Origin of the sequence: Collimonas sp. (assembly GCF_035566375.1) — a bacterium.
Taxonomy (GTDB): domain Bacteria; phylum Pseudomonadota; class Gammaproteobacteria; order Burkholderiales; family Burkholderiaceae_D; genus Collimonas.
This window is the reverse complement of sequence record NZ_DATMRK010000066.1, coordinates 32,947-44,065: the sequence shown is the minus strand read 5'-3', so window position 1 is coordinate 44,065 and position 11,119 is coordinate 32,947. Positions and strand designations below refer to the sequence as shown.

The window sequence follows — 11,119 nt, the reverse complement described above, 5'->3', positions numbered from 1 at the left end:
CGTTGGTTCTCTTGCAGCGACTTGAAGCCGGAAGAATTGATTGCGGAGAAGTGCGCGAACAGATCTTCACCACCTTCGTCAGGAGTAATAAAACCAAAACCCTTCGAATCATTGAACCACTTTACGATACCAGTTGCCATTACATTTCCTATTTCAGTTAAGTTGGGCTGTCGCCCGTTAGATCGTTTGAAGCAAGAAAGAAATGACAGACTAATACTGCACTACTAGCTCGAATCTTAAACGATGTCGCATTATAACCGATAAATTTATTTAAAGCACCGGGTACATAAATAAAAGTTATGCCGAGAGAAAGAATTGCATTTTTGACTGTTCAATCTAACACCCCGGTCGGCGGTTTCATCCCCCGCATCTTACCTTACTTACCCTTACTTACCTTATATAACCAAAACAAATAACAAAAAGCAATTATTGTGTTTTGATAATTATATGAGCGGCCATAGAATCGGCTTTTGCCTTATTCACTACGATTGGGAGATCGCATGTTCCAGCTTTCCAGAAAGAAAATACTGAACCTGGCTTTTGTCGGCTTGAGTGCATTGACATCCCTGGCGCTCAGCGCCTCGACCAGCTCCGCCGCTGACCTGAAAATCGGATTATATGCAGATGTTTCGACCCTCGACCCGCACTTCAACAATATCGCGCCGAATATCTCGCTGTCGTCGCATCTGTTCGACGCCTTGGTCAATGTCGATCCGAATGGCCGCCTGATTCCCGGCCTGGCAACTTCCTGGGCGGCAGTTGATCCACTCACCTGGGAATTCAAGTTGCGACGCGGGGTTAAATTCAGCGACGGCACCGAGCTGACCGCAGAAGATGTTGTATTTTCACTGGACCGCCCCGCCACGCTGACTAATAGTCCCGGCCCATTTACCAGCTACACCAAACAAATCATCGGCAAGCAAATCGTTGATCCCTATACTGTGCGTCTAAAAACCGCGACACCTTACGGACCGCTGGCGCTGGATGTCAGCACCATCTTCATCGTTTCTAAGAAAGCCGCACAGAACGCCACCACAGAAGACTTCAACAGCGGCAAAGCGTTGGTCGGCACCGGCCCCTTCAAATTTGCCAGCTTCAAGCGCGGCGACCGTATCGAACTGGTCCGCAACGATGCCTACTGGGGAGAAAAACCGGCCTGGGACAAAGTCACATTCCGCATCCTTACTTCAGACGGCGCCCGTCTGGCCGCCTTGCTGGCGGGCGAAGTGGACGCCATCGAAAACGTGCCGCCGGCCGATCTCGCCAAGTTGAAAACCAACGCACAATTCAAGCTGGCGCAAAAAATTTCCTGGCGCACTATTTTCTGGACTCTGGATCAGTCGCGCGACAAATCGCCGGACATCACTGACAAGGCTGGCAAACCGCTAGACAAAAACCCTTTGAAAGACGTCCGCGTGCGTCAGGCGATTTCCAAAGCCATCAATCGCCAGGCCTTGGTCGAGCGCACCCTGGAAGGACTGGCAGTGCCGGCATCGAATATCGTTGCCCCTGGCATCCTGGGATACGCCGATGCGCTAAAGATAGAAAAATACGATCCGGAAGGCGCCAAGAAACTGCTGGCGGCAGCCGGTTATCCCAACGGTTTCGGGATTACGCTGCATGGCCCCAACAACCGCTACATCAACGATGAACGCGTGGTGCAGACCGTCGCCCAGTTCCTGAACCGGGTCGGGATTCAGGCCAAGGTCGAGACGCTGCCACTGGCGGTTTACTTCGGCAAGGCGCGAGCCGGCGAATACAGCGCCGCCCTGCTGGGCTGGGGCACGCTGGCCGGCGATTTCGGTTTACGCACCCTGCTCGGCACCACCAATCCGGATACCGGCTGGGGTTCATGGAACTGGGGCAAATACACCAATCCGAAACTGGATCAGCTGGTGCAATCGTCATTGGCCTCGGTCGACCAGAAACAACGTGAGGATTTTGCCCGCCAGGGCGCAGTGGTCGCACTCAACGATTACGCGCTGATCCCGCTGTATCATCAGTATGCGACCTGGGCGCTGCGCAAAGGCCTGAAGTACACGCCGCGTACCGATGAATTTACTTTCGCTCATCAGTTCCATCCTGAATAAAATACCCGTCACAAAAAGCCGCTGAAGATAGCGGCTTTCTTTGTTGATCGCCGGCCCGCCCGCCTTCGCCAGCAACTCCCACTACTACTTAAAGGCAGCCGGCCACAGCCTGCAGAAAAACGGGGTTGCCGCTATACTCTTAGCCCTTGGCAGCTGGTGGCAAGCACCTGACATTCAGGTGTCGATTACCTACTGCCGCACGTCGGCGGTCCAGGTCGTCAATTCATCATTTCTAGTTTTTAGAGCCCGCCGCAAAGGAAGCGACAATGCAATATCGTGAACTCGGACACAGCAATCTCAAGGTCAGCCTGATTACGCTCGGCACCATGACCTGGGGCGAACAAAATACTGAAGCAGATGCGCATGCGCAAATCGACCTGGCGCTGGCGCATGGCGTCAATCTGATCGATACCGCGGAAATGTATCCGGTGCCGCCACGCCCGGAAACTCAGGGCTCAACCGAGCGTTATGTCGGCAGCTGGCTGAAAAAATCCGGCAAGCGCGGCGAGGTGATGATCGCCACCAAGGCCACCGGGCCGGCGCGCAAGCCTCACAATCCGCGCCATGTGCGCGGCGGCATCAATAACTTCGATCGCAAAGGACTGACTGAGGCTTTGCACGGTAGCCTGGAGCGCCTGCAGACGGATTACGTCGATCTCTATCAATTGCACTGGCCAGACCGTAGCGTCAACTGCTTTGGCGTGCAGAATTACAGCCATATTGCCGACGAAGATACGGTGCCGATTGAAGAAACCCTGACTATCCTGGCGGATTTCATCAAGGCCGGCAAAGTACGCCATATCGGGATTTCGAACGAAACGCCGTGGGGTATCGCGCAGTTTCTGCGGGCTTCAGAAAAATTCGATTTGCCACGCGTGATCAGCATCCAGAATCCTTATAGCCTGCTGAACCGTACTTTTGAAATCGGCCATGCGGAGTTTGCTTTCCGTGAACAGGTCGGGCTGCTGGCGTATTCGCCGCTGGCCTTCGGCGTACTTTCGGGAAAGTATCTGAACGGGGCACGACCAGCGGACGGCCGCCTGACCTTGTTTGAACGCTTCAGCCGCTACACCAATCCGCAAGTCGACCGGGTCATCGGCGACTATGTGGCGCTGGCGCAGAAACATGGCTTGGATCCAGCGCAAATGGCATTGGCTTTCGTGAATAGCCGCGGCTTTTTGACCAGCACTATCGTTGGCGCCACCACGCTACAACAATTGCAAAGCAATCTCGACAGCATCGACATCACACTCGATGAAGAGATCTTGCGCGAGATTGACGCTATTCATTTGCGCCAGCCCAACCCAGCTCCATAACAGGTAGAAAGACAGCAGGTAGAAAGATAGCGGCCGGCGCCTCAATCCTCCGGGCTTACATCAGACCAGACCGGCGGTGCGGCGCCGCTTGCTATCTCGACCGGGCGGCTGGCGTAGCGCTTGGCCAGCACCGCGCAGACCATCAATTGGATTTGATGGAACAGCATCAAGGGCAGCACGATCATGCCGACGGTATGCCCGGCAAACAAGACTTTCGCCATCGGCACGCCGCTCGCCAGGCTTTTCTTCGATCCGCAAAACACAATCGTGATCTCGTCTTCCTTATTGAAGCCCAGGCGACGGCTGGCAAAGGTAACAACAGTCAGCATCACGAACAGCAACAGCGCTACCACCACCGTCAAGCCGAGCAAGGAAAGCGGCGGCAACTGCTGCCACAAGCCCTGCACCACAGCTTCGCTGAACGCGGTGTAGACCACCAGCAGGATCGAGCCCTGATCAACCATCTTCAAGATTATTTTATGTTTATCCAGCCAGGCACTGATCCAGCGGCGGGCAATCTGGCCGGCGATAAAAGGCAGCAGCAACTGCATCACGATATTCATGATGGAATCGAAGGAACCCCTGTTTTGACCGTGCGCCACGACTACCAGGCCGACCAGAATCGGAGTCAGGAAGATGCCGAGCAGATTGGAAGCGGATGCGCTGCATACTGCGGCAGGCACATTACCGCGGGCGACCGAGGTAAAGGCAATCGACGATTGCACGGTGGATGGCAAGGTGCACAGGAACAAGATGCCGAGATACAGATCCGGCGTCACCAGCGGCAGCAGCAACGGCTTGAACACCAACCCTAGCAACGGAAACAAGGCGAAAGTGGCGAGCAGCACTGTCAAATGCAAGCGCCAGTGCAACGCCCCTTGCACTACCGCCTCACGCGACAACTTGGCGCCATGCAGGAAAAACAGCAAGCCGATAGCCAGCGTGGTGATCAGGTTGAAAGCTACCGCAACCTGGCCTTTGGCAGGTAACAGACTGGCGACAAGAACCGTGGTAACCAACAACAACGTGAAGTTATCAGGTAAAAAGCGTGGGCGAACCATGATAGAGGAAACGTGCGCTAAAGTTGAAGAAGGTTTCCCGACCGCCGCTCCTGGCAATCAGGGGAGCAACAAGACAGACTACATATGGGCGGGATAGCAAGCTTCATTCTACGCACTAACAACGCAGGCCTCGAAGAAATGTTGCGTCAAACCTAGGAACCGATGGGAATTCACCACAGCCAGAACATCAACAGCCAGGCAAAATTGACCAGGGCCAGGCCGGCAATCACCGGCGTCATGCTCAATAAACGGCGTGCCGGCGATATCGTATAGCGGCCGGTGACCCGCCAGGCCAGCCAGACGCTCCATAAGCTTGTCGCAATCAAAAGGATGGCGCGCAAATCGTTGGCCCAGAATACCGGCAAATGCTCGCCACGCAACAAGCTGACGGTGGTTGCCGACAATCCGACGAACACGCCGCAGCCGGCCAGCGGGATCGTGGCTTGCACCAGATGATTGAAACGTTTGCGATCCCAGTCGCCAAGCAAGCGGCTGCCGAGCGCAAACAACAAGCTCAGCGCCGTACCCAGCACCAGGCCGGTGGTGAGGATATAGGCGATCACCAGCCCGCCATCGAGCCAGCTGAATACGTCATTCTGCGCCGGATAATTGGTAAACACCCACCACGGTGCGTGCGTATCGAAGGGCCACATGATGTCACGGTCGATCAGCCAGGTCGCGATGGCTTGCTTGATCTGTACAAACCAGGGACTGGCCGACCAGTGGAAGGCGCCAATCGCAATCCCCATCAGGCCATACAGGGCCAAGGCGCTTTCCCACAAACTGTTGTGCTGCTCGCCGTGCTTGACGATTTCCTCGGTCGGCGCACGCCAGGTCAGCTCAATGGCGTCGCGATGACCGCTGCAACGGCCGCACATATGGCAATCGGCAGCGCCCTTCATGGCGCGCAACGGCACCAGCGGCGCGCAATTGACGGGAATCGTCGTGCGCCCTTGCGTGTGGCTCTTGGTGCCGTATGAAGCGCGCCAGGCGGTTTCATTGACTTTGTAATGGAACGGCGCCAGCTTGGCCAGCAGGCCGAACACGCCATTCACCGGGCACAGGTATTTGCACCAGACGCGCTTGTCGCGCCCGTACAGGTAACCGACGACGATGGCGCCGGCGGTAGAGCCGCCCAGCACCAGCAGCACAGCTTTTGGATATTGATAGACGCTCACCATCTGGCCATAGATAGTGGTCAGCGCGAACGCCACAAACGGCCAGCCGCCCCAGCGCATCCAGTGCGGGATGGCCTTGCCGCGCCCATGGCGGCTGGCGAATTCGGTCAATGCGCCTTCCGGACACAGTACACCGCACCAGACACGCCCCATCAACACCATGCTGATCAGCACAAACGGCCACCAGATGCCCCAGAATGCGAATTGGGCGATCAGCGTCAGATTCGACCAGATGTGTGCAGTCTCGTCCGGCAGCGGCAAAAAGATCGGCACCAGGATCAGGAAGCCGTATACAAGCACAATCCCCCATTGCACCCAGCGAATCAGTCTCGCATGGTCGCGCATCCAGTCCGCAGTACGGGAAAGTCGCGTTTGAGGAATTGCACAAGTAGTCATTGGATTATTTCGTGGATCATTTCGCTGGGATTGCCTGCGGCACTGTACGAGCTCGTTTAAGGAATAACAAAACGCCTACCCAATATGCCACATACACCAGCAGGCTCATCAGTGCAGGGTGCGCACGATAGCCGGTCAATGTGGAAACCAGGTTGCCAAACGAAGTCGTGTCGTCGAGCAGGCGTGAACTATCCCATATCGGATCGACCAGTGTCGGAATAATATCCAGCGACATCAACCGTTCGATACCGGTCAGCAGCAAACCTGCGGCCAGGAACAACAAGATGATTTCAGTGACTTGGAAGAAGCGGCGCCAAGAGAAAATTTTACCACCGAGCTGCAATAGATAGAAGGTCAGGAACGCCAGCGCAAAACCAAGCAACGCCGCCAATACCATCGGCCCGGCAGTTTCTCCCTGTTGCGCCAGACCCAGTCCGTAAAGAAAGATCACGGTCTCGCTGCCTTCGCGCGCAATCGCCAATGCCGCCAGCGCAAACACGCCCCACCAGTTCGCGCTTTGCAGATTTGCGCTGAGCGAAGTTTCCATTTCGCGCTTCAGTGTGCGGCCATGCTTGCGCATCCAAAACACCATCTGCACTATTAATATGGCCGCCAATATCACCATGACGATCTGAAAATAATCCTGAGCGTCACCAGCAAGCAGCTCGCTAAAACCCAACAGTGCCGCGCCCAGGCCGATCGCCGCCAGGACGCCGACACCGACGCCGCTCCACAGGTAAGGCAGACCGCGGCGCGCAGCCTCGCCGCCATTCTTTAACCACGCATGCAAAATACCAACCACCAGCAAGGCCTCAACGCTCTCGCGCCAGACGATGAACAATACCTGACCCATCACTTATCTCCAGTCAGTTGCAGACGGAGCCATGCGTCGCACCATGCGACTCATCAACTCTGCCCAGCAACAAAAGACTATCCTCAAAATACTGCGCGCCCATAGAAGCTTTTACTTGGCAACAATCACACCCTGCGCCTGGGTATGAAAATCATCGAAAAACTTGTATTCACCCGGTTGCAGCGGCGCAATCACGACAAAAGATTGCGCACCCGGCGCCAACACTTTTTCTTTACGCAGCTGAACGCTTTCAAATTCAACCGCCGATTGGCCGCTATTTTGAATCTCGATTTTTATTTTCTGGCCGGCAGGAACCGCTATCCGCGCCGGATTCAGAACGCCATCCTTCATTTCCAGCTTGAAGGTCGGCAAATCAGCGGCCGTCGAAACTGCTGCCGCCAGCAATAGACCGATACCAAACACGCCACGCACTTTGCCTGACACCATGACCATGCTCTCCGATAAAAATTTCATGGGGCGCTTTCTGCTGAATTAATACCCGCCCTTTTTACCAACGCCAGCGAAGGTGAATTCATTGACTACCTCAAATGGCTTGAACCAGGGGCCGACACCGGTTTCCTTATCTACATGGCGGCCAAAATGTGCGCCCGCATTGGCCGACGGCGGGGAGATTTTCATTTTCAATGTATATTTTCCCGGCCCTGCCAGCTTGACGTTATCGCCGTAGTGCGGACCATCGCTGGCCACCATCGGCATCATGTCGCCCTTGATTACCTGAGTCGAACCGGCTTTGGTGAATTCGTAAGAGATAACCAGATTCGGCATCCAATCGCCCTCGGCAAAACCGTTTGGATTGTTTTTCACAGCACGAATATCGGCCTCGACATGGATGTCCGATAGTTCCGCCTTGCGCATCATGCCTTCCGGTTCCATTTTGATCGGCTGCAGGTAAACAGCAGAGATCTCCAAACCATTCATGATTTGCGGCTTGCCGATCGGGTATTCGGCTGCTGCAACGGCGCCGGCGCCGGCAAAACCAAACGAAACAAGCGCAGCCGCCGTAAGCAATTTCACATTCATGTCATCAGCCTTTCTTAATCTATAAATGATAATGATTATTGTTTAATTATATCATCCGATGAATTGCACCGCGACCCGGACTCACCAAGTAAGAGGATCAAAACAACTAAGGCTAAAATGCAAATAAAGCTTCCCAAGCTGCAATGTCTGTGGCATAGTAGCGGACTTGGTTGAGAGCAAGCAGAAAAAGAGATTTAGCTCTGTAAGCGATAAGAAATATTAAGTTTTTAAATATTTCCCTCTTCCAAAAACAACAAAGCTAATATATAATTTTGTTTTTCGCGGCTGTAGCTCAGCTGGATAGAGTACTTGGCTACGAACCAAGGGGTCGTGGGTTCGATTCCTGCCAGCCGCACCAGTAATTCGAAGGGTTGCAAGAGAAATCTTGCAACCCTTTTCTGGTTTACATCCCTCATTTTTATTCGCCGCTCAAAGCCAGATGAATGCCTTGGCGACCGCGCTGAAAACTGCTGCTCCGATCCGCCCTCTCTAAAACTAGCGCGCAATAAAAAACCGGCGATCTTCATCACCGGTTCGTTGTGCCACACAAGCTGGCATTTCCTGATCCTCAATCTCAACGGCGTCGCGGATAAATATCTCGGCCGGCTCTATCGATCTCTTGTCGCAAAGCGCGCCGCTCATCCGGCGACATCCGCCCCCGCCCAGCATCGCCAGGCTCAGCGCCACGTCCGCGATTTTGCCATTGCTCATCTGGCGCCTGGTCGCGCCGTGGCTCATACTGCGATGGCGGTGGCGCGCGACGCTCGGCGCGCTCATCCGGCATCCGGTCGGAACGTGCAGAGGCGCTCATCATTGCGGATAGCAACAATAAACAAACACTGATTTTCCGAAACATCATGATCATATGGACTTCTTCTGTGGATACTGGATAACGGTTAAGATTGAATCGTCACAAATTCAGTGTAAGCTCCCCTCTAAATGGGCATAAGATGTTTTTGGTAAAGTGTGTAACACTTTGTAATCCATGGGCCTTTACTGTATTTTTGAAGCGCACTCTGAAGTTACCATATGACCATGAATACGATCAACACCCAAAACCAAACAAGCAATCCCCACCAACATAAAATCCTGGTGGTCGACGACGACATTCGATTGCGCGATCTGCTGCGACGATATCTGACGGAGCAAGGCTTCCAGGTGGTCACGGCGGAGAACGCTCAGGCGATGAACAAGTTGTGGATACGCGAGCGCTACGACCTGCTGGTGCTTGATCTGATGCTGCCGGGCGAAGACGGCTTGGCGATCTGCCGCCGCTTGCGCGGCGCCGGCGACCAGACGCCGATCATCATGCTGACAGCAAAAGGCGAGGATGTGGATCGCATCGTCGGACTCGAAATGGGCGCCGACGATTATCTGCCAAAACCATTCAACCCACGCGAACTGGTAGCGCGCATCGGCGCGGTGCTGCGTCGCAAAGGACCGGACGAATTGCCGGGCGCTCCATCGGAGACGCCGCAGTCCTTCGAGTTCGGTGAGTTCATACTCGACCTCGGCACTCGCACACTGAAAAAAAACGGCGAATCGATTCCGCTTACCACCGGCGAATTTTCAGTGCTCAAGGTGTTTGCACGGCACGCGCGGCAACCGCTGTCCCGTGAAAAACTGATGGAGCTGGCGCGTGGCCGCGAGTATGAAGTATTCGACCGCAGCCTGGACGTTCAGATTTCGCGCCTGCGCAAGTTGATCGAACCGGATCCGGCCAGCCCGCTCTACATACAAACTGTATGGGGACTTGGCTACGTATTCATTCCTGAAGGCCAGCCGCGTTGATGCTGGTTTGCGCAGCATTGCCAGTCGACAACCCTTGCAGCATACGGCCACATGGCAACTGCTAACCGGCTGGCCTGGCTGAAAAGCGGTCTGCTGTGGCGGACCTTTTTCATGCTCGCCTTTCTGATTACCGTCAGCATGGTGACTTGGGTCGCCAGCTTCAGGATCGTCGAGCGCGGCCCGCGCGCGCAACAGATCGCAGCGCAAATCATCTCCATTGTCACCATCACCCGGGCCGCCCTCACCCATTCGGCGCCGGATTTGCGCAGCGAGCTATTGTTCGACCTGGCCAGTAATGAAGGCATCCGGATTTACCCGCTGGAAGACAGCGACAAGATCGACCCGCCGCCCGACAACTCCTTGATGCCCGATCTGGAAAGAGAAGTCCGGGCCCGCCTCGGCAATCAAACCAGATTTTCATCCAAGGTCAACGATATCGACGGCTTCTGGATCAGCTTCAAGATCGATAGCGACGAATACTGGTTGATGTTAGATAGTGAGCGGGTCGAGCGCACCTCCGGCATTCAATGGCTGCAGTGGGCCAGCGTGGCGCTGGTGTTGTCGCTGTTGGGAGCCATGTTTATTTCGACCCTGATCAACCAGCCGCTATCACGCCTCACCGCAGCCACCCGTGCGGTAGCTAAAGGCCTGCAACCCGAACCGTTGCCAGAAACGGGGCCCACCGAAATCGAGGAAGCCAATCGCAGCTTCAACCAGATGGTGAACGATTTGCAGCGCATCGAATCCGATCGGGCAATTATCCTGGCCGGTATTTCGCACGATTTGCGCACTCCGCTGGCGCGCATGTTGCTCGAAGTCGAGATGGCCAATTTATCCGATGATGCGCGTAACGGCATGCAATCCGATCTGGCGCAGATGGACGGCATCATCGGCCAGTTCCTGCACTACGCAAAACCGACGGATACCAGCAGCTTCGAGATAATCAACCTGAGCGAGCTGATCGACAATGTGGTGCAAGCCGCCTTGCGCCAGACCGATATCCGGATTCACACCAGCATCACGCCAGACCTCCATGTTTCCGGCAACGAAACCGAGCTCAGGCGCGTGCTGAATAATCTGATAGAAAACTCTCGCCGCTACGGAAAAAAAGAAGGTGACGAGTGCGCTCAGGTCGACATCAGCTGCCATGTCCGCCAGGACAAGGTGGTGGTGAACATTGTCGATCACGGCCCCGGGGTGCCAGACAGCGAGATAGATCGCCTGCTGCGGCCGTTCACCCGGCTCGATGTGGCGCGCGGACAAGCCAACGGTTCGGGCCTAGGCCTGGCTATCGTAAGCCGGATTATCAAACAGCACGGCGGAAAACTGCGTGTCAGCAACCGCGAGGGCGGCGGCCTGGCAGCTCAAATCGAAATGCAATTAAGAAGCTAGC

General features: G+C 55.1%; 11 protein-coding genes and 1 tRNA gene. 6 read left to right on the top strand and 6 right to left on the bottom strand.

All coding sequences use genetic code 11. From position 1 onward, the window contains the following. A partial coding sequence (locus VNZ60_RS20690; protein ID WP_325662536.1) for a cold-shock protein occupies positions 1-140 on the bottom strand: 140 nt, incomplete at its 3' end. A gap of 360 nt (positions 141-500) precedes the next feature. Between VNZ60_RS20690 and VNZ60_RS20685 the strand changes: the two genes are divergently transcribed. Together VNZ60_RS20685 and VNZ60_RS20680 are read left to right on the top strand one after the other, a co-directional pair. Continuing rightward, the gene (locus tag VNZ60_RS20685; protein ID WP_325662530.1) at positions 501-2,090 is read left to right on the top strand and encodes an ABC transporter substrate-binding protein; all 1,590 of its coding nucleotides are present in this window, start codon (positions 501-503) and stop codon (positions 2,088-2,090) included. Positions 2,091-2,356: 266 nt separating this feature from the next. Further along, entirely contained in the window at positions 2,357-3,406 is a 1,050-nt protein-coding gene (locus VNZ60_RS20680) for an NADP(H)-dependent aldo-keto reductase (protein ID WP_325662525.1), read from the top strand. Positions 3,407-3,447: 41 nt separating this feature from the next. Here the strand turns inward: VNZ60_RS20680 and VNZ60_RS20675 are convergent, their stop codons facing one another. From VNZ60_RS20675 to VNZ60_RS20655, 5 genes are all read right to left on the bottom strand, one after another. Next, complete coding sequence (locus VNZ60_RS20675; RefSeq protein WP_325662523.1) at positions 3,448-4,467, bottom strand: bile acid:sodium symporter family protein; 1,020 nt, start codon at positions 4,465-4,467, stop codon at positions 3,448-3,450. Between the two features lie 170 nt (positions 4,468-4,637). Next, a complete protein-coding gene (locus tag VNZ60_RS20670) occupies positions 4,638-6,041 on the bottom strand; it encodes a 4Fe-4S binding protein (RefSeq protein ID WP_325662521.1) in 1,404 nt (467 codons plus the stop codon). A 16-nt stretch (positions 6,042-6,057) separates the two neighbouring features. Continuing rightward, positions 6,058-6,894 carry an FTR1 family iron permease gene (locus tag VNZ60_RS20665; RefSeq protein ID WP_325662519.1) on the bottom strand — a complete coding sequence of 279 codons (837 nt, stop codon included), beginning with the start codon at positions 6,892-6,894 and terminating at the stop codon, positions 6,058-6,060. 111 nt (positions 6,895-7,005) lie between these two features. Then, positions 7,006-7,341, bottom strand: coding sequence for a cupredoxin domain-containing protein (locus tag VNZ60_RS20660; RefSeq protein WP_325662534.1), 336 nt, complete (start codon positions 7,339-7,341; stop codon positions 7,006-7,008). Positions 7,342-7,386: 45 nt separating this feature from the next. Continuing rightward, entirely contained in the window at positions 7,387-7,935 is a 549-nt protein-coding gene (locus VNZ60_RS20655) for an iron transporter (protein ID WP_325662517.1), read from the bottom strand. 281 nt (positions 7,936-8,216) lie between these two features. Between VNZ60_RS20655 and VNZ60_RS20650 the strand changes: the two genes are divergently transcribed. The 4 genes from VNZ60_RS20650 to VNZ60_RS20635 all read left to right on the top strand — a co-directional run bounded on the left by VNZ60_RS20650 (position 8,217) and on the right by VNZ60_RS20635 (position 11,118). Continuing rightward, positions 8,217-8,293 (top strand) — tRNA-Arg (locus VNZ60_RS20650). Continuing rightward, complete coding sequence (locus VNZ60_RS20645; protein WP_325662516.1) at positions 8,266-8,778, top strand: hypothetical protein; 513 nt, start codon at positions 8,266-8,268, stop codon at positions 8,776-8,778. The genes VNZ60_RS20650 and VNZ60_RS20645 overlap by 28 nt, the downstream gene beginning before the upstream one ends. A 186-nt stretch (positions 8,779-8,964) precedes the next feature. Beyond that, a complete protein-coding gene (ompR, locus tag VNZ60_RS20640; protein ID WP_325662514.1) occupies positions 8,965-9,726 on the top strand; it encodes an osmolarity response regulator transcription factor OmpR in 762 nt (253 codons plus the stop codon). 51 nt (positions 9,727-9,777) lie between these two features. Beyond that, the gene (locus VNZ60_RS20635) at positions 9,778-11,118 is read left to right on the top strand and encodes a sensor histidine kinase (RefSeq protein ID WP_325662512.1); all 1,341 of its coding nucleotides are present in this window, start codon (positions 9,778-9,780) and stop codon (positions 11,116-11,118) included. The last annotated feature ends 1 nt before the right edge of the window (position 11,119 follow it).